The sequence below is a fragment of the Runella rosea genome, from assembly GCF_003325355.1.
Lineage (GTDB): Bacteria > Bacteroidota > Bacteroidia > Cytophagales > Spirosomataceae > Runella > Runella rosea.
On sequence record NZ_CP030850.1, the window covers coordinates 3965350 to 3990515 of the forward strand.

The window sequence follows — 25166 nt, forward strand, 5'->3', positions numbered from 1 at the left end:
ATAATAAATGATAAATGATAAGTAATGAGCACAACCAGATGAGTTTTTGCCCATTATTGTACTAATACCCAAACTTTTCATCCCAGCCATAAATCTGAAGAGAAGTTCTTCCTTTTCTGAGTTCGGCTCTTGTTCTTGCTTCTTTGGCTTCTCTTGCGGCAGCTTTTTCGATGGTTTCTTCCAGTTTATTGAACGGAACGACCACGACGCCATCACGGTCACCCACCACAATATCGCCCGGATGAATCAGTACGTCACCGATTATAATGGGTTCATTGAGGGTTCCGTCGCCGTGATTTGACGTACCTCGAATGCATAACCCTCTTGAAAAAATAGGGAAGCCCATCGCCTCAATATCGTCGGCATCGCGCACGCAGGCATCGATAACTAAGCCATTGATTCCTTTGGTTTGAGCCCCCAAACTCATCAAATCGCCCCAGTAACCTGCTTCATAAAAACCTGAACAATTGGCAATTAAGACATCTCCTGCTTTAGCATACGCATACGCCCGATGCAACAAAACATTGTCACGAGGCATGGTTTGAACCGTGTAAGCAGGGCCGCAGACTTTCATGCTTGCGGCGATTGGTTTGATGGTCGAAGGCAAATTACCTTTGTTTCCAAGGGCTTCACAAATCGTAGCGGCTGAAAATTTCGAAAGTTCTTTTATTAACTCCATATTTTGCAATGGCTTATCAGTGGTAATTGCAGGAGGTTTTCTGATGCGAAAACCTCCTAGAATTCAAAAAATTATGCCAATGATTTTCGGGCATCGCGGTCTGGGTCGTTTACCAGTGCAGAGGTATCATCCAAAATCATCGTTTCACCATTTTGGGTGGTATATGATTTCCAAGGGGGCAAGCCTCCACCGTTAGGATTTCCTGTTTTGACAAAACTGAGAAATGATTTTGCCATTTTTTCCGATAAAGCCCGAGGGCGTTTTCCACCGCCAGTATGGGTAAGCATCAAATCGGTGTTGTAAAACCAAAAACAAATATCATCGCAGTGGAAGGCCCGCATTCTGCCGTCAAAAAGGGGTGGTTGCCAGCCAAACCAAGCCAAATAGACCGGAGCTTTTCGTTGCGACGTCTTAGCATCGGCGATGGCAACGGCATTTTTTCGGTTTGAAAGTATCAAAGACCAAATCTCAATGGGACGGGCCTTCGGAAAACTCCGGGCATACGCATCGGCTATTTCGCCCGATTTTTCCCCGAATCGCGGTTTGAGTCTTTCTTTTACATCGGTCAGGGTCAGTTTCTCCAACGTCGCATCTGTTCGACTTGGGCTTTGCTCATTAAATGTTGAGCAAATAATCAGTGGAATATCGCTTGAGAAATGCGTTGCGTCGCTGAAAAACGGGCTACTGTTTAGGTATTCTCCATCGGCTACGGGTGAGAACCCTCCTCTTTGCACGTTGAGACGTTTGGCTTCGTCAGCCATTTTGACAACGGCTCTGTCGGCGATGTCTATGTATTCTCTCCACGGAATTTGTTGTAACTTTTCTATCTCCCCAGCTTTCAGCCCTGCTTCCTCCATTATTTTCAGCCCTAGTTTTTCGGCATATTCTTTATTGACACCCGCCAATGAACCGCCGCTCAACACTACGGCCTTATGAAATAATCCTTTAGCCGCCGGCATATTCATCAAGGTTGTTACTTTAGAGCCTCCCCCCGACTGGCCGATGATGGTCACATTGCTTGCATCACCCCCAAAATTGGCAATGTTATTTTTGACCCATTCGAGGGCGGCTACCATGTCCAAATTACCTACATTCCCCGAGGCGGGATATCCACCTGCCGCTTTTAAATGGCTATATCCCAATGACCCGAGTCGGTGGTTGAGCGAACAAAATACGATATTGCCAAGGCGCGAGATATTTTCGCCGTGATAGCCGTCTTGCTCAATGCCATTTCCATTTACAAATCCGCCGCCATGTAGCCAAACAACCACTGGGCGTTTTTGGGTATCTAGGGCAGGTGTCCAGACGTTGATTTTCAAGCAATCTTCCGATACGTCGTCGTAGTTCCAGTGATCCACAAACGACGCATAGGTGTTTGCATATCGTTTTTCCATGATTTGCGGGGCCGTGTTTCCCCACCAAAGTGCAGGTCGAATTTCTGGCCAAGGGGCAGGTTTTTGAGGCGGCATAAAACGATTTTTACCCGACGTATCTGCGCCGTAGGGTACTCCTAAAAAAGTATGAATTCCGCGAAGGATGAAACCTCTCACTTTGCCATACTCGGTATTGGCAACCGCGATGCTGTCGCCCACAAATAAAATCTGGTCATCCGCGTTTGGCTTTGATGATTTGGGGGGCTCGTACGCATGGGCCGTTGATTGATGCGCAACCCCCAAACTGGCGGCCCCAATCCCTAAAGACTGAATAAAATTACGTCTTGATGATTTCATAATCTAACTGATATTAATAGGTTAAAGAAAAAAATAGACAGGACAATAATACCTTAAAATAGAGCGCCTTTAGGGGACTTTTTTCTCAAAATCATTGAATCAGTCTTTTTAATCTATCAATAGTTCAAAATAGTCGACATTCTGCTTTTAAAAAATAGATGAAACCACCCTCGGTACCTGACTCTGGTGAGCTTCGGCAAATTTGATATCTTTCTTTCCCGAAATGCGGCGCGCATGATTGGCGCGTCGAGAGGCCAATTCTGCATAATAATCTTTCAAATAAGTTTGCGCGCCCATACAGCTCATAGCCTCCAATTTTTTGTCCATAACCGATGAAATATCAATGAAAGTATCGGGTACAAAGCCGCAAAGTTCGGGCTGATGGGGTTCAAACGAATACCAAACGGGCGGGTCAATATTTTTGAAAGCACTCGGCACACCCGCCCCTGACGACAACAATCGTGCACGTTGGGTGGCCTGAAAAGCCAACGGATGGTCGGGATTGAAGGGGTCTTTTTCGGAATGGGTCAGAATCACCGTAGGCTCAAAATCTCCGATTATTTTAGTCAGTTGCGTAATACGTTCGTCAGAAATCAACATCGGATAATCGCCCCAATCCAGAAATTGAATCGGCGTTCCGAGAATATCAGCAGCTTTTTGCGCTTGCTCGTGGCGAATGATTTTCACGCTTTCTTCGGTACGATTGGGATTTTCTTTCCACAATTCGCCTGATTCGCCCCGTTCTCCGTACGACAAGGCAATCACCAAGGTATCAGCTCCTTCTTCAATGGCTTTGGCGAGGGTGCCGGCGGCTCGCCACACAAAATCGCCCGAATGCGCTCCGATGACTAATAATTTCTTCTTCATAAGTACTTAAAAATGGGTCATATAAAATCAATCCAATTCCTCTGGCATGGGGGTACCTTTTGTATGAAAACTCGGCACAGTAGCCAAGCCCCATGCCTGCCCTTTTTTACGCTCTTCCAACGTCCAGACGACGGTTTCATAATCAGGATCAACAATCAGTCGGGCGGTGGTATTGGCAATTTCTATCCGGTTGCCGCCGGGTTCATACACATACAGAAAAAATGTTTGCTGGATGGTGTGCTTGTGAGGCCCTGTTTCGATAAAAATGCCGTTTTCAAGACAAATATCGGCGGCAATCAAGACTTCTTCGCGACTGTTGACGGCATAAGTAACGTGATGAAAACGGTCATTCATTCCTAAATAATCTTCAGTCACTGCCAAATCGTAGGATTTAGAATTGACCATAAACCAAACCGCTTTGGGGTTCAAATCCTCCAGATTATCGACAATGGTCTCGGTCAAAATCCCTCCTAAGTTGTTCAGTTGAAAATCCCGAAAAGCCCTAACATCTTTGGCAAACAAATTCAGATGGTCTATTCGTCTGACGTTGATGCCTCGGGCAGGAAACTTACTGGCCGTATTTTTCAAGGCCGAAGTATCAGCCGCGCCCGATTTATATTTTTCTGTTTCAAAATAGATTTCTGTCAAATGCCCACTTGGCGAATGATATTCATACGCGGGCCCGTGGCCCATATCTCCGTTGTTCCAACCCATGCCATAGCCACTTTTTTGAAGGGCCGCCACGCGACGTTGGAGCGCCTCTGGACTTTTGGCTCGCCACGCAAAGTGCTTCATACCAGCGTGTTTGTGAGCGGTCAGCTTCAGCGTATGGTGTTCATAGTCATCGTATGCTCTCAGATAAACCGAATCGCCTTTGACGGCCGAGATGGACATGCCCATAATGTCGGTAAAAAAGCGCGTACTAGCCTCCAATTTGGGCGTAAATAGTTCTACGTGCGCAATATGGGCCAAATCCCAAAGGTGATTTTTCATTGATTTTGAGAACAGAAACAAAGTGATTTTTCAGTTTGCAATGTTAGGCAGTGATGGCTACTGTTTTTGGATATTATTTTTAATATTGCAGATAAAAATCAAACATTCTTATGGGCAGCAGCAAACCCATTCTCAACTTTGAAGGACTGTATGGAGACCTAAACAGCCGCAATCCGTCAGAATACATTTTTCTCGAACTGATTACCACCCGCAGCCAAACTTTCAACTGGGTGATTCAGCCTCACATTCATACCCATCTATTTCAGGTATTTATCGTTAATAGCGGTCAGGTTAAGTTTCAGGGAAGCATCAGAATTGACACCTACACCGCCCCTTGTATTTTCCTCATTCCTCCCACTGCCCTGCATGGTTTAACCTACACACCAGACGTATCTGGACATATTCTGACGATTTCAGAAACCATCATAGAAGATATTTTTCAAACATCTTCGACCATTTGGAAATCATTCGATAAGATTCATATCATCCATCTTTTTGACGAAAAAGAATCTTTTCAAGCCGTCACAGAGTTGATTGGTGCCATTGAGACGGAGTTGTTTGAAGAGCAATCGGAAAGGAGGGCCATGCTTAACGCCTATTTTACCCAGTTGTTCGTAAAGTTGCACCGCATGGTTCGGCAAGGACAAGAACAAAAAAAAGATAACGTGACGATGAGTCACTTTCGGAAATTTCAGAAGAAAATCAAAGAGGCAAACTACCCAAAAAGTATCCCTGAATTTGCCGAGGAGCTTAACATCACCCCCATTCACCTCAACCGAATCTGTCGCTCGGTTTCAGGCCATTCGGCCATTCAGTTGGTTCATCGCTATCTCATCGACGAAGCCCAAAAATACCTCACGCACACCTCTTATTCGATTTCCGAAATTGCGTATTTATTAAAGTTTGAGTACCCAAACTACTTCGCCAAACTATTCAAAAAATACACGGGATTATCGCCCGTCGAATTTCGTGAAAAACAGCGAAGCTAGCATCAGTGTTGAGCCCAACAATCAATCCGCGAAAGCAGTGACTTTCGTGGATTGATTGTTGGGGTGTCACAGCTCAATCTAACCGATAAATCTCCATAATACCTTCAAGTATATTTGGGAAATCAATTTTCAGGTCTATTAACTTACCAGAGTGGATATCAAAAACCCAGCCATTAACCGTAATTCCCCGCTCGCGGTAGGCTTCCTGCACTGCGGCCAATTTGATAACGTTGATACACTGTTCTTGCACATTCAACTCCACCAATCTATCATAGCGAGCCTGCTCATCTTCAATCGCATTCAGCACATCTTTATGTATACGATATACATCCCGGATATTACGTAACCAAGGATTCAAAATACCCAAATCGGCATGTTGCATAGCGGCTTTGATGCCCCCGCAAGAGTAATGACCACACACAATGATGTGTTTGACTTTCAGGTGCCTGACCGCATAGTTTATTACGCTCATCACGTTCAAATCAATGCTTACCACCATATTGGCAATATTTCGATGAATAAAAACTTCACCAGGTTGCACGCCCATTAAATCTTCGGCGGTCACTCGGCTGTCTGAACATCCTATATACAGAAAATCGGGGCTTTGGCCTTTCGAAAGTTTCTCGAAATATTCTGGATCTTTATTGAGTTTTTCGGCAACCCAATATTCATTGTTCTCAAAAATGCGTTGAAATTTATCCATAATAGAATGAGTGTTTAGTGTAAATGCAGTAGGTAGTACTCTATTTAGGCGCTTGGCTTTGCTCTAACTGAGCATATACTTCCTCAAACTCTCGACCTTCGGCCACTTGTTGAACCAAAGTAGGGATTTTTTTTTCTCCCACCCCAGCCAGCCACCGCGCCAGTTCCATTCCAGATGTCATATAAGCCAGCATTACGTGGCCTTCATGGCCGTTGAAAAAACCACGCATGGAAGCAATTTCGTCCAAATCAAGGGCTATTTGTCCGCCCCGTGAAAGATACAAATATTCGTCTTTGTAGTCAACATACCGTTGGATGCTGTCGGTTTTGGGCACAAACCGATAATCGACCATCAGCGCCAAACCTTCATTGAACCACTGTGGAATCTGTCGGGTAGTTTTCCACCAACCTAAGCGACTAAAAAGCTCATCGTGGCACATTTCATGGGCTATCACGTCGGCATTGAGACCATCCATATTGAGTACGATATAGGACGTTCCCCAAGGAGTACCGATACTGCACCCCGCCCCCTCGCCGCTGTTGCAATAGCGACGGTATTGATCGGCGCGTTGGCAAAGAATAAACGTTGGATTCCCTACCCGACTCCCCCAAAAAGTCTCAATACGCTTCTGAGCTTCCTGAATAAGGGCATTGGCATGGCCTTGAACCCGCGGCGAAAGCTCTGGACTGACGTACAGCCGTTCGGCAGAAAGGTTAAAATCTGAATATTGAACGACAAAACAACGAAATACATGCGGAAACAGAACGAAGTAACTCACGACGAAGGCAAAACTTCCCATCAAAATCCACAAAAAAAGGCGGCGCAAAGGCATTAGTCCAATTCTACGTTCATTTTTGCCAGAGAGGCGGCTACTTATTACAACCAAATATACCAGTTTCTCCAGTCAAAATCAGCTACTCAAACGCCGAAATATCTATATTCAACGTCTGTGCCGCTTCTCTGATGATGCTTTGTTGAAACGCAGGATTGATTTCTGAAAGCTTCATTTCTCCCCCAATCAAAATTCCGATGGTTTCATTGCTCAATACATACGGCGCAAAATGCGCCCCGTAGCATTCCTCAATCCAGCGTTTAATGGGCAAAAATACGTGTTCACGCAGGCGATTGTAGCGGGTCGATTTGCGTTGCCATTCGGCAATTTCTTGCCCCGTGGGTACCCGTTTTTGGGTAGACAATAACTGTGCTTTTGCGGCAGCTTCGGCTTGCTCCAAAACTCCTCTGAATTGCTCGGCCACCGATTCGTTCTGAATGCGGTAATGAATGCCTTTCAGGTTCATCCAGTCATTCAAGACAACCGGGTGCTCCATGACCTGATAGACTATTTTTTCGGAAAAAACTTGGTAATGAGGCTTATTGATGCGTTTGGCCTGTTCATCCCGAAACCGATACAGTTCATTCAAAATGTATTGCTGAAAAGGCGTAAAATCACGTTGTTCTTTCGGACTCAAAAAGGTTTCTTTGGATTTGGGAGAATAATCTTTTTGCTCCACCACCCGCATCATTTGCTCAAACCATTCCCACCGATTTTGCGCTTGCAAACGCTCGGCAGTTAATTTGCGCAAGGCTGGCAAATGGATAACATCGTTGGCGGCGTATTCTAGTTGCATCGGCAACAGCGGGCGTTTCAACCAGTTACTCTGCTGTTTTGTTTTGCTCGATTCGACTCCCAACAATTCAAACAACACACTACTGAGCCCGATTTTCTCTAAACTCAGCATTTTGGCCGCTACGCTGGTATCGAAGATGTTACGGGGCGAACAGCCGTGTAAATGAAGCAAACGTAAATCTTCGCCACAATCATGAAAAATCTTTTCGGACGTTTCGCTCTCTAAAACCCGCCAGAGGGGAGTTAAATCAGCGATGGCAAATGGGTCAATCAAATAGCAGGTATCAGGAGTAGCAATTTGAATAAGACAAAGCGTAAAACCGTAGGCATAATGGTTGTGATCAAACTCGGTATCAATAGCAAACGCCTCCAAACCGCTTAGATGCTCAACCACTTTTTCAAACGCCTCTTGGGTCTGAATAATTAAAGGTATTGACATAGCGTCAAAAATAGCAAAAACAACGTCATTTTGTCTACATCCCCACCCAAAAAACAAAAAAAATATGCCAAAATTGCCGCTTTTAAAGACAGGCATACTCCTTGTACAGAAGGTGTTATCTAAATCACATTCACTAAAATATTAACAGAAAAGCCGCCATGAATTTTAACCAATATACCATCAAAGCGCAGGAGGTAATCCAGCGTGCGGTACAAATTGCTCAGGGAAACCAGCAGCAAGCGGTAGAAACAGGACACGTTTTGCAAGCAATTTTGGAAGACGACCCCAATACCTCACAGTTTTTGATGAAAAAACTGAACGTATCTCCTCAACTACTGCAAACCAAAATCCAAGCCTCCGTAAACGCCTACCCAAAAGTAGCGGGAACGGCCGCTACTGAATACATAAGCAATGACTTAAATGCCGCTTTTCAGAAAGCCCAAACCTATCTGAAAGAATTTCAAGATGAATTTGTCAGCGTTGAAATGCTTTTTCTTGGGTTGGCCACTGGCAAAGACGCCACCGCCCGACTCATGCAGGAGGTTGGTTTTAAGGAAAAAGGTCTGTTGGCCGCGATTAAAGAATTAAGAGGAAAAAATAACCCTGTGAAAGACCAAAATGCCGAAGCTAAATATCGCTCTCTGGAGCGGTATAGCAAAAATTTGAATGAATTGGCCCGTGCCGGAAAAATTGACCCCGTCATTGGCCGCGACGACGAAATTCGTCGGGTATTACAAATTTTGGCGCGTCGTACCAAAAACAACCCCATGCTGCTCGGTGAGCCAGGGGTCGGTAAAACCGCCATTGTGGAGGGCCTCGCCCAGCGTATTGTACAAGGCGACGTGCCCGAACAGTTAAAAACCAAAGAAATTGTGTCCCTTGACATGGGGTTGCTTATTGCAGGGGCCAAGTACAAAGGGGAATTTGAAGAGCGTCTGAAGGCGGTGATTAAAGAAGTTACCGATTCTGAAGGCGAAGTAATTTTGTTTATTGATGAAATCCACACGCTCATCGGGGCGGGGGCCGGAGGTGAGGGCGCCATGGACGCGGCCAATCTGCTCAAACCGGCCCTCGCGCGGGGCGAACTTCATACCATTGGGGCTACCACCATCAAAGAGTACCAAAAGTACATTGAGAAAGACAAGGCGCTCGAACGCCGCTTTCAGGTCGTAACCGTCGATGAGCCAGGCGAGGCCGACGCCATCAGTATCCTGCGCGGTATCAAAGACAAATACGAACTTCACCACGGTGTACGGATTCAGGATGATGCCGTCATTGCGGCCGTAGAGCTGTCGAGCCGTTATATTTCTGACCGTTTTCTGCCCGACAAAGCCATCGACCTCATGGACGAAGCTGCCGCCAAGCTACGTTTGGAGATGGATTCGGTCCCCGAAGAACTCGACGACCTCAACCGCCGCATCATGCAGTTGGAAATTGAGCGAGAAGCCATTCGTCGCGAAAACGACAAGGACAAAGAAACCCGTCTCAACAAAGAAATTGCCGATTTGAGTGAAGACCGAAACGCCCTCAAAGCACAGTGGGAACTGGAAAAAGGCAAAATCAGTGAAGTGCGTACGCTCAAAGAGCAACTGGATCAACTTCGTCTGGAAGCCGAACAAGCCGAGCGCACTGGCGATTACGGAAAAGTAGCGGAACTTCGTTATGGTAAAATTCCTGAAATTGAGAAAAAATTGGCAGGAGATATTGACGACAACCATTCTAACCACCAATTGCTCAATGAAGAAGTAACGCCCGAGCACATTGCAGAAGTAGTCGCCAAATGGACGGGTATCCCAGTCAGCAAAATGCTGCAAAGTGAGCGCGACAAATTGCTAAATTTGGAAACAGAACTTCAAAAACGGGTAGCTGGGCAGGAAGAAGCCATCGAAGCCGTGGCAGATGCGGTTCGCCGCTCACGGGCAGGATTGCAAGACCCCAAACGCCCCATCGGCAGCTTTTTGTTCCTCGGGCCAACGGGCGTAGGAAAAACCGAGTTGGCCAAAACCCTCGCCAATTACCTGTTTAACGACGACAACGCCATGGTGCGTATCGACATGAGCGAGTACCAGGAGCGCCACTCGGTCAGCCGTTTGGTGGGAGCGCCTCCCGGCTACGTGGGCTACGATGAAGGTGGTCAGTTGACCGAGGCCGTCAGACGCAAGCCGTACAGTGTGATTTTGCTGGATGAAATCGAAAAAGCGCACCCTGATGTATGGAATATCATGTTGCAGGTATTGGACGACGGCCGCCTCACCGATAACAAAGGACGAATGGCCAACTTCAAGAACACCATCATCATCATGACATCCAACATCGGCAGCGACATCATCATGGAAAAATTCAAAGAAGCCGGCAACAAAACCGACAAAGGTTGGAAGCTGTACTTCAAAGATGAAGCCAAAAACGACGTATTGAGCCTGTTGAAGCAAACCGTTCGACCTGAGTTTCTGAACCGTATCGACGAAATCGTACTCTTTGACCCACTGAGCCACGACAACCTCAAACAAATTGTGCGGATTCAGTTCAACCACATCAAAGGCTTGCTCGCCGAGCAGGGTATCACCCTCGATGCCACCGACGAGGCACTGCTCAAACTCTCTGAAGAAGGCTATGAGCCCGCCTTTGGTGCCCGACCACTGAAACGTGTCCTTCAGCGCCGTATCCTGAACGAGTTGTCGAAACAGATTCTGAGCGGCAAAATCACCAAAGACTCCGTCATCATGATGGAACTCGGCGAAGACGGAGAAGTTGTTTTTGAGAATATCACAGAAGCGAAAATAGAGCTATAAGTTGCACTTTATTGATTAACAAAAACGCCCCGCTGAGATTTCAGCGGGGCGTTTTTGTTAGTTCTCAAACGGAATATCTTTATAAATCTCCGCCAAAGTAAGCGGCTGCTCCATGATGGAAAACGAGTCTTCCAAGCGGGTATAATCGCGGAGTTCCCAATAATGAATGCCTTTGCGCTCATAGACTGTCACAAACGGCTGATATTGACTTACAAAAATGGCGTATTGCAACGAATCAATTTTCTTGTAAGCCAACAATTTATCCCCAAAATCGTGAGAAATGGTGCTTTTTGAAGTTACTTCTACCACCAACACGGGGTTCGTAATGGTACTAGTCAACTTTTTACCAGAAGGCAATGTCACAAATTCAGGCTTCCCCTGTACTACTGAAACATCGGCGTTAAAATCCGTTGGGGAGAGCACATCGGCAATGTGAATTTTGATATTGCTGCCTATTACTGAAAATCCCTTTAAGTTTTCCAAAAGTATCGTCAATAAGTAACCAATACGTATCACTAATTTTTCGTGGTAATAACTCACATTCCCCATAATAACAATCTCATTGTTGAAGTACTCAATCGTAAACTGACACTTTTCGACCCATTCGAGGTATTCCTCAAATGAGGCAGGAATGCGCAATATTACGTCTTCCCCAAGAGCTTCCAATTCGGCGAGCGTTGTCGGTATTTTTTGGGTTTCTATCCTCATTCATTCATATTGTTTGTTGAAGATACCGAATTTTCATTGACAAAAAAAATCCCGCCGACGTTCGGCAGGATTCTTAAAACAAACCTAAATAAGCGCGGATTACAACTTATTATCAGCCTTCAAATACGTTTTATTGCCGTTTGAATTGATGTAATACTGACCTCCTTTTGGCCCCTGATAGATGGTACGGCCTTTGTCATCTTTACCAATGTTTTTGTCAGCACCAGCTACCTTTTTACGAGTCCCGTTGTCAGCTTCTTTACCGTCGTCATCTTTTGGTGTTACTTTGGTTTTGGTAGAAGTTGTTTTTTTGTCGGCTTTATCTTCTTTTTTATCCGCCTTACGGTCCGCTACTTCCGTTTCTTTTTTCTCTTTTTTATCTACTTTCTTCTCGGTCTTATCGGCTTTTTTATCCTCTTTCTTTTCAGCTTTGTCTTTTGGTTCAGATTTTTTACCCTTGCTCGACTTACCTTCCTTCTTATCGTCGCCAGTTTCCTTTTTATCTGCTTTGTCTTTCGGTTCCGATTTTTTTCCTTTGCTTGATTTGGCCTCCTTTTTATCGTCGCCAGTTTCTTTCTTGGCCTTTTTCTCTTTTTTAGGTTTTGTATCGTCTTGGGCAACGGTATCAACAGCAATACCGAAACAAGCTAATGTAATCAACAGGGCAAACAGGTTTTTCATTTTGGTAAAGGATTAAGTTAAATTATTGGTTTGATTCAAAAGTATTGTAAATTTTTAAAATTTACAGGAAAGATTCTGCTTTTCTGTTCCTTTTAATACATTAGACGATTGTACCGTCAGGCCAGTCACCTTCACTAAATCCAAACAATGATGAAAAAGTCCTTTTTATTCCTTTGCGGATTAACTTCCTTTTCGGTTTTTGCCCAAACAACCACCCCCAATTTTAAGATACAAGTAGTTGATAATCAAATCAATATTGGCTATGGGCTGGCCGTTGGTGATGTGGACGGCGACAAACGACTGGATATTTTGTTGGCTGACCAAAAAGACATCGTTTGGTATAAAAATGAGGGCACAAAAAACGGGGAATCATGGAAGCGACACGTGATGGTTTCGAACGTGACTCCCAAAGACAACGTTTGCATCGCAGCCCGCGACATCGACGGCGACGGAAAGGTAGAAGTAGCCATCGGTGCCATGTGGAACCCCGCCGAGACGAACGATATAACAAAATCGGGCGCGGTTTTTTACTTAGTTCGGCCCGAGGACCCTACCCAACGCTGGGAACCCATACCGCTTCACCACGAAATCACGACGCACCGAATGCGCTGGGCGCAGGTGAGTAAGAATAAGTTTCAACTGATCGTGGTTCCGTTGCACGGCTTAGGCAATGCCAACGGCGAAGGCAAAGGGGTAAAAGTGCTGGCGTATGACGTTCCTAAAAACCCAAAACAGCCCTGGCCGTACCAACTCGTAGATTCAACCTTACACATTACCCACAATTTTGAAATTTGGGAAGATGCCGATGCCACTCGCATACTTATCGGCAGCAAAGAAGGGGGCAAAGTGGTTTCGTACCAAAAAAATCAGTGGAAACCCACAGGACAATGGATTGGCGAAGGCTTGGGAGTAGGTGAAGTACGCAGAGGATATTTGCCCAATAAAGACGCTTTTGTGGCGGCGGTAGCTCCTTGGCACGGCAATCAATTGGTGGTTTTAAACCCTAAAACCAACACTAAAAAAGTCCTGACCGACCGCCTAAGTCAAGGCCACGCGCTGGCCTGCGGAGATTTTTTGGGCTTGGGCTACTCACAAATAGCGGTTGGTTGGCGCAATCCCAACCCCGACAAAAAGGTGGGCGTACGGTTGTTTGTATCAAAAGATGCCGCTGGCGAAAACTGGGAAGAATTTGTATTGGATGAAAGTGTCATGATGGCCTGCGAGGACCTTTTGGCCACCGATTTGGATGGCGACGGCGATCTGGACATCATTGCCGCGGGCCGCGCCACCCTCAATGTGCTGATTTATTGGAATCAACGAATCAACAAATAGCTTTACTTTTGAAGATTAACAATACCTTGAAGCATTTCATGGGCTACTTTTTCGGGGGCAAAAGGGGCTACAATCTGTCGGGAAGCGTCACCCATACGTGATAATGATGCAGCATTTTGCACAAAATAACGCATTTTGGCTACTAAATCTTGTTTTTGACGCGGGTCGAAGGTAAAGCCGTTCTGACCCGTACGAACCAAATCCTCCACGCAGCCAGAAGGCGCTGAGACCAACACAGGTAAGCTGCAAATCATGGCTTCGTTGACTACCAACCCCCACGGCTCCGACTCGCTGGGTAACACCAATACATCCGCTAAAGCCAAGTATTCGGCCACTTCGTACCAAGGAACCCCCGCTTCAAAGCGAATATTATATATTTTTTGAGCTTGCTGCTGTAACGTTGATTTTTGCTCGCCTTCACCCAATAAAACCAATCCCCAATCAGTCGTTTCGGCACTGATTTCAGCGAAGGCTTCCAACAACATAGCTAAGTTTTTGGGAGCAATCAGCCGACCAACAAAAATAAAATTGTAGGTTGCCCATTTTTTTTTCTGCTTCCGTTTTTCCCGCTCGGAAACGGCTGTTTGATAATGTTCTAAAATCACGTCATTGTCTACCACTGCTGCCTTACGAGTCAGGATTTGAGAAGGTATCACACCGAGTTTTTCCAAATACGCCGCCGATGATTGTCCGAAACAGAAAAAACCGTTTGCCTGCTTTAGCAAAAATTGCTTAAAACGCTCCTTCGCTCCCATCCGTACATGGTCGCGCACGTTAGACTCATTAGAAATGATGACTTTAATCCCCGTCAGTTTAGCATAAAACAGTAAAACCCACTGCGCAGGGTCATACCAGCCCGTCAGATTCAGCACATCGGGACGATAACTACGGATTTTTTTCAACAGTGCCTTGGTTCGCGGCCACAGTTTGACTTGGTCGAGCGACGTATTAAAAAGCACCTCATAGTCGTAGTCGTACCGAAAAGCTTCGGCGTCGCCCATGTTGGCGCGGCTTTTTTCGGAAAGGGCGATTTGAACAACGTGAATTTCTACACCGTACTGCGGAGAAAATCGGTGTAGTTCGCTGAACAATTTGGACTTATAATGTGCCCAAAGCTGGTTATGGACGATGAGTACGCGCATGGCGGGCAAAATAAGCGTCAAGGTATTGTTTCAACAGCGGGTATAAGTGTTTGGCCATGTAAGCCTGCCCTTTGGCGTTGTAATGAATGCTATCAAAGTCAGGATTTCGAAAAAGGTCGTTGGTCAACGGAAACCCACTTCGGTGCAATTTCAATTCATCAATCACTGGAATATGATTTTTACGGGCAAAAGCCAATATCTCTTCGCCTTGGCTATCGTAGCGATTTTGGGCAATTTCGGGCAATTCAGGGTGCAAATAAATACAAAAAGGAATATGCATTACTTTAGCAGTATCGGCCAGATGCTGAAAACCAGGATTGAATACCGTTCCGAATTTATGAATCACATCGTTGGGGGCGTGTTGCGCGGCTGGCGAGAAAAATTCTTTCAAAGGCACTTCTACGTAGTGATACACAAACAACGTATAAATATAACGGTGCCAAAACTCGTACAGCGCTACCGTATATTGTTTATCAGGGTAATTGGGATTCACCCCTACCAATTTATGATGGCTCATGTTGTCGTAGGCATCGTGGCTGCTGGTGACTAGGCACATCACATCGGCACTGAAAAATCCTTTCTTTTTCAAAAAAGCAAACACATTGTCTGGCCCCCAAGACCCCGCCGACACATTCAGTACGCGTACGGGTTGATGATAGTATTCCGTAAATTGTTTTTCAAGAATTGTCGAGGCCAAATCGTCGTGATCGGTTGGGTTTCCGCCGTTGATGACAGAATCTCCAACCAGTAAAACAACCGTCGTATCAGCAGGATTGATGGGGTCGCTACGCATCGAAAACGCATTGGTACGCACTACATTTCTAAAACGAAACCGGTATTGATCAGGGGCAAAAACGTATTCAAAATCGGGATCTTCAATATAAATCGGAGCATTGCAAAATCCAAACACAAAGCGCAATAATAACTCAGCAGTTGAAAGCAAAACCAGTAAGAAAACGAGTATTTTACGCCATTTTTTCATTTCTATTTTTTCCTAATTTCGGGCCTTTTCTTCATCAATATTGTTTACAAACCTACGAATCAATCAGTAGTCAAAAAAATAAGAGTGCGACAAAATTGTCGTCACTCTCATTTCAGTAATGGTTATTATTGAGGAATCCATCTTTTAGATTCAACTGCCCCCTCCGCAACCTTTCAAAACCAAACCAAGAAAATTTGCCACTCTGCTCGTGGGAGCAATCCATAGTGTACTTTCATCGCCATCCAGCGCATTTATAAAGCTCCCGCCCCTTCCAAATGGGGTACCCGTCAGTTTTTTACTTCCATGATAAAATTCTATTTCAGCAAGATCTCCATTTCCATTTTCGCTAGGCACAAATCGTACTTGGGGGTAAACGGCCAGATTATTGATCGTAAACTCCTGCCAAGTACCATTTCCATTTTGAGAAATCGTATACAAACTATCCCAAGTCACCCCATCGGAAGATCCTTGAATTTGCGCCCCAACCAAATGATTTTGACAACAATCGTCCCTAAATTTAAGTCGTACTCTATTCACTGCGCATAGCTTTTCTTCTCCGCACTCCGTCACGTTTAGAGTTGTTACGGCCTGACTATTACATCCTTCTTTGGTGGCAGTTAGCGTATAGGTATAGTTTCCTTTTGCCGCTGGAACATTCACACTCACAAAATTTTCACTGCCATTGACTCCCTTCCCGCTCCAACTATAACTTACTCCAGCGCAATTCCCTCCCGTGCAATTTGCCGAAAGTGTGACCGCCGCACCGCAGGTTGGGTTGGGGTTATCCGTATGAATGCCCAGCGTAAAATTGCAGGTATTGGGCGAGCACTGCGGCAATATATCGTCATTCAAAACAATATTTTTGGGTTGAGAATACGACGATAAATTATACCCTGAGTTATTAAGGATACTTAGCAATGAGTACGTCGTCGTGCTTGTGGCAGTGATCGGCGACATGGGAGTAGTCAGTAATTGCTGAATTTCTGAGCTTTGCGTAGCAGGAGCAAAATCATTAATTGCGTTGGGAGAGCCGATGACCAACGTCACAAATTTAGCTCCGTGTTCGTACGATTGTTTTAGAAAATTAATTTTATCTGTTGTGGTCCCTTGCGGAAACATCTCATTCATAATCCATTTATTGGGAACATTGGTTCGTAGCAAATCCATCGAAAACCGGTGATTATAAAACATGTCATCATTGACTTTTACCCCATCAAATCGGCAATTCAACTTTTGAAAACCTATTGTTCCCCGGTTTTTTGAAGCTCCGTCAAAAACCGATCCCATATCCAACACAAATTTTATATTTGAGTCAACCGCTTTGACCGCATTCCCCATTTGGTCAAGAAATTCTTTCAATTTTAAATGCCTAAACACATACCAACGCCTCCCCGCCTCATCGTTTTGGTTGGTTGGTGGTTGTGCTGCCGTTCCATACTGCGCTAAGTGCCAGTTACTAAACGCATTTTTCATGTGCGACGAATAGTCAAAAAGAGACCCGTGCGGATATTCCCCTTCCTGATTTGACGTAATAGAAACACTGATAAATAACAACTTTCCTTGCTCCTGAAGGTATTTGTAGCGTTGCGTTACTTCGGTTACAAAGGCTTTGGCTTTTTCTACCGAAGGCTGGTGGGCAAGGCTAAACATTTTATCGTTGTAGCCGTCGGTGTACACATTTCCGGCCGCGTCCCGCATTTCATTTGCTTCTCCTCCCCAGATAAACCCCGACCGGTTTATTCCGTAGGCATTATTGGCACCCAAATGGATTCGTAGCGCAATCTTATCCATTCCCTGTTGGAGTGCCTTTGCAATAACATTATCTACGGGTCGCCATTCTGACGCAATATTTGGGTTGGATAGACACTGAAATGACGGACATTTGGTAATATCCCACCGTACAGTTATGTACACCGAATTGCACCCTATTGATTTTGCCCCTGGAACCATATCAGCATAGTATTCATACTGATTATCTTCTTGGATATTAAGGACTAACATCGCCAAGTAACGCTTATTGTCTTGCCCGTATCCTGCAAAACTCAAAGAGAATAGAAAAATCTGAAGGTAAATAAGTGTTTTTTTCATGCTTCCAGCTCTTTTCAAAAACGAGTAAAAATTCTTAAGAAGTCTCAAAGAGGGTAAGCATGCAGTAAAAGTCAAACAGTAGAGTGCTACTTAAACTAACGATAATAGTGGCCCGATGTTATCTGAGGAGGGTTTCTAAATTTCCGTTTTTTCTTTTATAAATTATTTAACAACGCTGCAACAAAATAGCAGAAACCGGCATATATGCTGTTTAATACAAAAAAACAACCCGTTTTACGGCCACCAATACGAATTTTATCAAGCACAAATCAATATCCGTAAACGTCGGTTATATCCCTTCATAGATTTTAAACTTTTTAGTCTGCTTCACCAATCGAAACCGATAAGCTGGAAATTGGCTTTCTAACGTGGGATTGGTCGGAATTTGTTGATAGGCTTCGTGCACAAACGCGTATATTTTTCCCGCTTTTCCATGGTATTTTTCGGCCAAAAAACCGCATCCTTTTGCAAATTTAAAATCAATGCTCCCCACCAGTTTCCGCGCCTTTACGGCATCTACGTTGAGTGACCCAGAGGTGAAATAGAGGATATTGTCTGGTTTATCAACGGTATGGATAAACGCCAAATCCTGCTCTTCGGCGTGTCTTAATGCGAAACCTGAGCTTCCCGTCGCTGATTCATTACGGATTTCAACTTTTTTGAGGATAAACGTAGAAAGTCCATAACCAGTGTTTAGAATAAGTAATGCCCCAAACACCCATTTAGCCGAAATCTGCGACTGGCGCGATGCTCGCAACAACAACGGCAAAAACAAATAAGCCACCACTTTGGTATGGCGGTATTCTACAGAAATTTCGGCGCCTTTGTTGTAAAGTAACAAAAATATACCACAATAAACCAGATAAAAACCTAAAAACAACCAGCGGGCTTCTGCATGTCCAGATTGTTTCATCACCCATATTAACCCCAGAAAACTGACCGCCATCAGTGAATAATATAGGCCATGACCCCATTCAGGAAAATCCGTGCGGAGCAATAACTGAGGGTATATTTCAGCAATACTTAACCAGTGTGTAAGTGGATAGGTAAGGGTTTCAAACGACGTCCAGGAAATATTAAACGGTTGGTTAGTGCTCGTGATGGGGCTTGTGCCGAGGTTGATAAATCCCAACTGAGTAAGAGCCAAATAAAAAACCATGCACAATCCCACGGCCAAAGCCGTCCAAAATGCAGGTATAAAGAGTTTTTTTTGCTTTCTAAAATCATTTAGGAAAGCAATGCCTGCACAACCACACAAGGCGGCTAAGCCGATGGTATAAGCCGTTTTTAAGAAGAAAGAGAGCAACGACAACACCAACAGCCCACCAAAAAGGACAAAAGGTTGGCGGCGATATTTTAAGAAACACCAAATAGTCCAAGGCTGACTTCCAAATAGCAGCAATTCACCCCCAGTGTAGTTGAGAAAATTGATGGTAAATAACCGAGAAGTAGCAATAAAAAACAACCCGAGCGCAATGGTAGTTTTATCAAATTCTAACCGCTGATATACGAAGTACCACCCCATTAACCCGGCCACCGAAAAAGCCAGTGTTATCCACAAGCTTGCCATTCCAGGCGAGATATTCAGCAATTCGCTTAGTGCCCCTGGTACCATATACTGACCGGGGCTCCACCAAGTCAAAAACAAGGATTGATTTTGGGCAATATTTTCAGGAGATGGTATTAAAAATGTATTGAATTGCCCCGTAGTCAGCATATCATTCCAAACAGAGAGGCCAAAACCCGGGTCTTCTCCCAGCACTAATGGAACCCAATACCCAGCCATTGTCATCAACAACAATACCCCGATTAGTAAAGAACGACGCGTAAGTATTTTCTCAATCAAAGCCATGAAACAATCTTAAACTTAACTTATGCGGGTTGAGGTTGTAGAGTGCTTTTGGCTTTTTGTGTTGAATAAACGCCAAAAAAACGGATAAACATTACATACACCAACCACATACTGAGGTCCTGTGGACGTGCTCCTGAAAACAGAGCAATAAGCACAATGATTGAAAAATAGGCCAGAAACAGAGACAAATCGTTGGCGGGTCTAAAAAATTGCTGAAGGGCCGTAAAACCCATCACCACAAAGAAACTGTTAAACAGAATAAAGCCCAATATACCCTGATTTACAAGTGCTTCGATGGCTGGGACATCAAAAAACTGGGCTTTGTAGCCTTCCCCAAATAAGATAGTTCCGAGGGAACCTTCTCCCAGAAAAACTTCAAAAACGTATTTAAAGCTGTACACCCTGTTGACCGAAGAATGGTCAATCGATGCCGTTTTTTGGTCTACTTCAACGCCCGTTACGGTATAAATAACACTCCCGAAGCGCGACATAAAAGTATTAAAATATACTCCAAGCGCATACGACGCAAACTGAAACTGCGAAAGTAAAAATGCAACAATTCCGTACACTACGGCGGCAATAGCCAACACACGCGGCTTAAATATAGATACCACCATACCGCGACCGTGCAACGTAACATAAATGAGAATCATGACACCTAAGCCAATCAAACTCATATTAGTCCGGGCCAGAATTAACACCCCAAGGGAAAAAATCGCAATTAAGAAATAACAAATTTTGAAAATCCAGTTTTTGGTACGCCCTGCAACCAACAATGCCGAGAGAATAGAACACAACGCATTGTTGGCATAGGCGTGTGGGTTACTATTTTGGGTATTGGCAGCGAATTTAATGGCTGCGCGCTCCCCAAACGTCCAGTGAGGGTCTTTGGTCAAACTATACAAAAGACCGATACTGGCAACCAGTGTATAAAAGACCATGACTTTCAACACAACATCGGCCTTATCATTGGGATAATACATGGACGCAAAAAGAAACACAACTGGTATGATGTAAGTCAATGTTTCTCGAAGCCGTTCTGGAGAACCCGCGGGACTTGGATAATATTTCCAATACACCCATCCCAAAACCAAAAAGCTAAACCAGCAAACAAAAAGCGTTTGATTAGGCAAAAATACAGTTCGGAAAATATTCAAAGGCATTAGCAATGCCAACCCAACTACCCAATACAATATAGTAAACGTACTTCCTTGAGGACCAATACCGAAACCATCCCGAACGATAAAAACAATCGGATATGCATTCCAAAGCATGTTAATCCCAAGCGCCTGGCGATAGTATTTTAATTCCTCCCACATTGTTCCGTCACTTATTTGAATAATCCATATCTAAAAATGCAATAAATAGCCCGAAAACCATCCTTCCAGTTGATTTTCTTGCCTTCTGCATAGGTTCGGCCATAGTACGAAACACCCACTTCGTAGATTCGTATGTTGGGTATTTTCGAAATTTTGGCGGTTACTTCTGGCTCAAAACCAAACCGTTTCTCGTTCAATTCAAGCCCCTGAATCAAGTCAATCCTGAAAAGCTTGTAGCAAGTTTCCATGTCCGTCAAATTCAAATTGCTGAACATATTGCTTAAAAACGTCAGGATTTTGTTTCCGATTGAATGCCAGAAAAATAAAATCCTGTGCGCTTTGCCTCCCATAAAACGTGAACCATATACTACATCGGCGTGGCCGTCCACGATGGGTTGTAATAAAATATTAAACTCTTTGGGGTCATATTCTAAGTCAGCATCCTGAATAACCACATAATTGCCCTGTGCCCTACGAATCCCCGTATGTAAGGCGGCACCCTTTCCTTGATTTACTTCATGCTTAAAATAAGAAATCTCCACGTTAGGATTCATTGCCTTAAACGCAAAGATTTGTGCTTCCGTCTCATCTTTTGAGCAATCGTTCACAACGATAATCTCTTTCTCAAAACCACCAATCAACTCCACAGAGGCTACTGCTTTCAAAACGGTTTGAATCGTTTTTTCTTCGTTATAAGCTGGAATTACAATGCTAAGTTTTAAACTCACGATTAATTATTTTAAATATTTCTGCACTGATTTAATAGTGTCTTCTACTCATTCTCAAGATACAGTCAGTCAACTTTTTAAGAGCGATAACGTAGTCGTAGATAGTTCAACGCTGGTTTTTCGACCACATACGTAATCCCCACCGCTAGCACCAAAGCACCCATCAACGCCACAAAGGCCGCTGGCACAAATTGCCACCCCAGTTTGTCGCGCAGTAAAGTTACAACTCCATTCATAAAATAATGGTGAATTACGTAAAGGCTGTACGAAATTGTTCCCAAAAACCGCGTGATACGGTTATTAATCCACTCCAAACGTTGACTTACAAACAAAAAGAAACTACCGAAATAAAGCGTACTGACGGCAATGTATTCGGGCCAACTTAAAAATAAATTACTCCGACCCGTTTTTTCAAATAAGAATAACGTAAGGATATAAGCCAGTACAATGCCCGCAACACGTTGCAATCTGTAACCTTCCGTATAAATTTTATAATAAAGAATACCCGCCCAAAAAAGTTGAAAATGATTAATCAACGGAAAGCCTTCACGAATAGATGTATACAAATAAGGATACGAAACACTGACCCATCCATGAACAATTGCTTGAATGACAACCAACACAAGTCCGTACCATTCAAGGTTTTTAACTTTATTGAACAAAAATGCCAACAACATCAGTCCATAAAAAAGCATCTCAACAATGAGCGTCCAATAGGATTCATCCAAGTCTCTCACTCCAAAATAATGCTGAAACATGGTCATATTGGCCAAGTAATCACCCCAAGAGATGTCACTGTAGCCCCAATATTTCCCGATGAGCATCCAACTGGCAGTCAATGTAACTGCGACCCAATACACTGGATACAGCCTCGAAAAACGGGCAAACACAAAATCTACAGCTCGGGTGGTTTTATTGAGCGTCATGTAAATCACAAAACCGCTGATAATAAAAAATAAATCAACCCCAGTCACGCCCCATGAAAAATGAACGGGAGCTTCGGCCTGATGTAACGTAAGATGGAAAAGAACGACCGCCAACGCTGCAATGCCCCTAAATGTATCTAATGTAGCTAATCGCTGTTTTTTATTAGACATAATTGATTACAGGTACAATTCACTTTGTGTTACAAAGTTGATTTTTTTACTTTGTATTTCAAAGTGAAATTTAATTTTCTCAAAAAACTATTCTTTCGAAAACAGCAACTTTTGACAAAATACCTCCGAACGGTAGTCTTGAAGGTATTTACTTCCATCAATTACGGGATTCTTTTGTAATAAATAATTACTCATGGCGTCCGCAATAGCTTCGGCCCGGTGAGGAGCAACCGTAATCCCCAGTTGGTATTGACTGACCAATACACCCATTACCCCAAGTTTAGAGGCAATCAGCGGCTTACTGTACTTAGCCGCCAAGCCCAGAATATTACTAGAACTAAAAAAATTGATGTAAGGAACCAGGACAATATCCGCTATTTTAAAGACTTCATTGGTAGCCGCAGGGGCAAAAAAGTAAAAATGCTTGACAAACAATACCTCTGGGTATTTCTTTTCGGCTTCGTTGATGGCCGCAAAAAGCGTAGTATCGTAGCCTTTTTCAGGCTCACCACAAATCAAAATAGTCAGTTGGCTACGCTCTTTATGAGTCAACCGCTGCAACGCTGCCAGAATGGTCGGAACGTTTTTGCGGGCTGATAAATGTCCATATATCAAGAAAATTCGGCGCCCCTCCGCTACACCATACTTTCTTTTTAAGTCTACAACAGATGTAGTGGTGATTTGCGCCACGTCAATTGGGTCAGGCAAATGCTCAAATCGCGGGCCAAAACGTACATTGTATTCTTCAACGCCCTGTTTATCGTTCAAGAAGAAAATACGTTCCAGTTGGGGATTGCGAAGCATCCACCGCATTTGCCATCCTTTTCTCCATCCTCGCCATTCACGACGTAATTTGTCAGTTAGGGTGGAGTCGTCTTCATAATATTTACGGAAAGGCAAAAATAGTAGCCCCGAAAACTTCACGCCCAAATTACTTATCGAAGTCCTTCCCAGCTCATATTGAAAGGCGTCAATGTGCATAAAAATCAGCCGCTCAACCTTATATTTATGAATCAACTCGGTCAGATAGCGCATTTCGGCCGCCGCCCGTCGCAATACACTTGTCAGGGCTAAAAAAGAAGATAACTGTTCTGAATCTATGTAATGAAACTGCACCAGCGCTTCATCCGCGCGAAATCGATCACGAGCCCCTTCGTGCAAAACGAACACAAACTGACTCCGAACTTCTTCGGGCATTTTTTTTAAATATTCCACCAAAAACTGCAAGTAATCTAAATGATGCCCGCTGATGTCTCGGTCGTAAATAAGGGTGCGTACTGGGAGTTGCATCATGCGTTTACCAATTCTTTATACACTTCAAGCGTTTGTTTAGCCGTTGTTTCTGCCTTAAAAAGCGGAACGCGCTCGTAGCCCCGTTGGCGCATTTGCCCTTGAAGCGTTTGACTATAAATAACCTTTTCGATGGCCTCTTTGATTGAATCTTTGCTTTCAGCTTCAAAATAAACGCCTGCTTCGTCCGCAATCTCATCAAAAGAGGTTCCTACAGTCACCGCCACTGGGCAGCCACAACTCATTGCTTCCAAAACAGGCAAACCAAAACCTTCCATCAACGACGGAAACACAAATAACTGCGCCCGCTCATATAACTGAACCAGCGTAGTATCATCAAAAATGGGATGATAAAGGACTTGCTTCTGTACTCCAGATTCATTTATGAGGCGTATTTCTTCATTTGAAAATTTTCCCCCACCCGCACACACCAGATGTAGATCTTTATCTTTGAGAAGAATGGGCGCCATTGCGGCCAGAAAAGTATCGAAGTTTTTGTAATAATCTCGTTTACCGACAAACAAAACGTAACGCTCAGGTAGCGTCAGCGTTTTCTGTCCGATAAGCATGGGTTTATCAAGGTAGTTGCCTAAAGGAACCACTTTTATTTTGGTTTCGTCAACGTCAAAATACTCCAAAATACCTCGTTTGGTAGCTTCTGAAACCGAAATAACGATGTCGGCGCGTTTGAGTAACTGTTGTTTCAAATCCGAAAGCCCTTCACCCAATACTGGAAACATTTTGCCGTATTTTTCGCTCAATACATCATGAAAAGTCAGCACCATTGGTTTTTTTCCTACCTTATCCAAGAAGTAAGAATGATAGTACGTAGGGTGAAAAATATCGAAATTTCCCAGACTCAGCTTGGTAGAACTGTAGAGGCGATTGAGCCTGGAAAATAATTGATTGACGCGGGGATTATTGGCAAATTGTTGATAACGAACAGGATGTGAGTAGTTTACATCCCGAAGATATTCATTATTTGAAAATTTTAATGCTAGTTCAAATTCAATGTCCGGGCATCCCGCAAAGGCATTCATCAGCTCATAAAAATACCGGGAAATACCGCCATACTGGGTGCCGGTAAAGGTCTGGTGGTCATAAAGAACTTTCATGCAGCACTCATTAAAG

The 25166-nt window shown here is 44.0% G+C and carries 21 protein-coding genes; 3 read left to right on the forward strand and 18 right to left on the reverse strand.

Annotation, left to right across the window (positions count from 1 at the left end):
* Window positions 1-61: 61 nt before the first annotated feature.
* The 4 genes from DR864_RS16595 to DR864_RS16610 all read right to left on the reverse strand — a co-directional run bounded on the left by DR864_RS16595 (window position 62) and on the right by DR864_RS16610 (window position 4269).
* A complete protein-coding gene (locus DR864_RS16595; protein ID WP_310587572.1) occupies window positions 62-742 on the reverse strand; it encodes a 4-carboxy-4-hydroxy-2-oxoadipate aldolase/oxaloacetate decarboxylase in 681 nt (226 codons plus the stop codon).
* Window positions 743-750: 8 nt separating this feature from the next.
* Window positions 751-2409, reverse strand: coding sequence for a carboxylesterase/lipase family protein (locus DR864_RS16600; protein WP_114068034.1), 1659 nt, complete (start codon window positions 2407-2409; stop codon window positions 751-753).
* Window positions 2410-2556: 147 nt separating this feature from the next.
* Window positions 2557-3276, reverse strand: coding sequence for a PIG-L deacetylase family protein (locus DR864_RS16605; protein ID WP_114068035.1), 720 nt, complete (start codon window positions 3274-3276; stop codon window positions 2557-2559).
* A 27-nt stretch (window positions 3277-3303) separates the two neighbouring features.
* Entirely contained in the window at window positions 3304-4269 is a 966-nt protein-coding gene (locus tag DR864_RS16610) for a VOC family protein (RefSeq protein ID WP_114068036.1), read from the reverse strand.
* 110 nt (window positions 4270-4379) lie between these two features.
* Here DR864_RS16610 and DR864_RS30475 point away from each other — a divergent pair, with 110 nt between their 5' ends.
* Complete coding sequence (locus DR864_RS30475) at window positions 4380-5258, forward strand: AraC family transcriptional regulator (protein WP_114068037.1); 879 nt, start codon at window positions 4380-4382, stop codon at window positions 5256-5258.
* A gap of 73 nt (window positions 5259-5331) precedes the next feature.
* On the opposite strand, the gene DR864_RS16620 is transcribed toward DR864_RS30475, so the two are convergent.
* The 3 genes from DR864_RS16620 to DR864_RS16630 all read right to left on the reverse strand — a co-directional run bounded on the left by DR864_RS16620 (window position 5332) and on the right by DR864_RS16630 (window position 8027).
* The gene (locus DR864_RS16620) at window positions 5332-5961 is read right to left on the reverse strand and encodes a carbonic anhydrase (protein ID WP_114068038.1); all 630 of its coding nucleotides are present in this window, start codon (window positions 5959-5961) and stop codon (window positions 5332-5334) included.
* Window positions 5962-6001: 40 nt separating this feature from the next.
* Window positions 6002-6793, reverse strand: a complete 792-nt coding sequence (locus DR864_RS16625; protein ID WP_114068039.1) for a hypothetical protein — start codon at window positions 6791-6793, stop codon at window positions 6002-6004.
* 82 nt (window positions 6794-6875) lie between these two features.
* Window positions 6876-8027: a ribonuclease D gene (locus DR864_RS16630; protein WP_162793894.1), complete on the reverse strand. Its 1152-nt coding sequence runs from the start codon at window positions 8025-8027 to the stop codon at window positions 6876-6878.
* A gap of 158 nt (window positions 8028-8185) precedes the next feature.
* Between DR864_RS16630 and clpB the strand changes: the two genes are divergently transcribed.
* Window positions 8186-10816 (forward strand): ATP-dependent chaperone ClpB, encoded by a 2631-nt coding sequence (gene clpB / locus DR864_RS16635; protein WP_114068041.1) that lies wholly within the window; start codon window positions 8186-8188, stop codon window positions 10814-10816.
* A gap of 57 nt (window positions 10817-10873) precedes the next feature.
* Here clpB and DR864_RS16640 read toward each other — a convergent pair whose 3' ends face one another.
* Together DR864_RS16640 and DR864_RS16645 are read right to left on the reverse strand one after the other, a co-directional pair.
* A complete protein-coding gene (locus tag DR864_RS16640; protein WP_114068042.1) occupies window positions 10874-11524 on the reverse strand; it encodes a Uma2 family endonuclease in 651 nt (216 codons plus the stop codon).
* A gap of 99 nt (window positions 11525-11623) precedes the next feature.
* A complete protein-coding gene (locus DR864_RS16645) occupies window positions 11624-12205 on the reverse strand; it encodes a hypothetical protein (protein WP_114068043.1) in 582 nt (193 codons plus the stop codon).
* Between the two features lie 147 nt (window positions 12206-12352).
* Between DR864_RS16645 and DR864_RS16650 the strand changes: the two genes are divergently transcribed.
* Window positions 12353-13537: a VCBS repeat-containing protein gene (locus DR864_RS16650; protein WP_114068044.1), complete on the forward strand. Its 1185-nt coding sequence runs from the start codon at window positions 12353-12355 to the stop codon at window positions 13535-13537.
* Window positions 13538-13539: 2 nt separating this feature from the next.
* Here the strand turns inward: DR864_RS16650 and DR864_RS16655 are convergent, their stop codons facing one another.
* The 9 genes from DR864_RS16655 to DR864_RS16695 all read right to left on the reverse strand — a co-directional run bounded on the left by DR864_RS16655 (window position 13540) and on the right by DR864_RS16695 (window position 25150).
* On the reverse strand, window positions 13540-14679 hold the full coding sequence (locus DR864_RS16655; protein WP_114068045.1) for a glycosyltransferase family 4 protein: 1140 nt from the start codon (window positions 14677-14679) through the stop codon (window positions 13540-13542).
* Window positions 14657-15661: an SGNH/GDSL hydrolase family protein gene (locus DR864_RS16660; protein WP_114068046.1), complete on the reverse strand. Its 1005-nt coding sequence runs from the start codon at window positions 15659-15661 to the stop codon at window positions 14657-14659. The genes DR864_RS16655 and DR864_RS16660 overlap by 23 nt, the downstream gene beginning before the upstream one ends.
* A gap of 150 nt (window positions 15662-15811) precedes the next feature.
* Window positions 15812-17749, reverse strand: a complete 1938-nt coding sequence (locus DR864_RS16665; RefSeq protein ID WP_114068047.1) for a galactose-binding domain-containing protein — start codon at window positions 17747-17749, stop codon at window positions 15812-15814.
* Window positions 17750-18038: 289 nt separating this feature from the next.
* Entirely contained in the window at window positions 18039-19601 is a 1563-nt protein-coding gene (locus DR864_RS16670) for a hypothetical protein (RefSeq protein WP_114068048.1), read from the reverse strand.
* Between the two features lie 20 nt (window positions 19602-19621).
* Window positions 19622-20920 (reverse strand): hypothetical protein, encoded by a 1299-nt coding sequence (locus DR864_RS16675; RefSeq protein ID WP_114068049.1) that lies wholly within the window; start codon window positions 20918-20920, stop codon window positions 19622-19624.
* A gap of 11 nt (window positions 20921-20931) precedes the next feature.
* Window positions 20932-21648, reverse strand: a complete 717-nt coding sequence (locus tag DR864_RS16680; protein ID WP_114068050.1) for a glycosyltransferase family 2 protein — start codon at window positions 21646-21648, stop codon at window positions 20932-20934.
* A gap of 77 nt (window positions 21649-21725) precedes the next feature.
* Entirely contained in the window at window positions 21726-22745 is a 1020-nt protein-coding gene (locus tag DR864_RS16685) for an acyltransferase family protein (RefSeq protein WP_114068051.1), read from the reverse strand.
* 87 nt (window positions 22746-22832) lie between these two features.
* On the reverse strand, window positions 22833-24038 hold the full coding sequence (locus tag DR864_RS16690; protein ID WP_114068052.1) for a glycosyltransferase: 1206 nt from the start codon (window positions 24036-24038) through the stop codon (window positions 22833-22835).
* A complete protein-coding gene (locus DR864_RS16695; RefSeq protein WP_114068053.1) occupies window positions 24035-25150 on the reverse strand; it encodes a glycosyltransferase family 4 protein in 1116 nt (371 codons plus the stop codon). Before DR864_RS16695 ends, DR864_RS16690 begins: the two co-directional genes overlap by 4 nt.
* Between the last annotated feature and the right edge of the window lie 16 nt (window positions 25151-25166).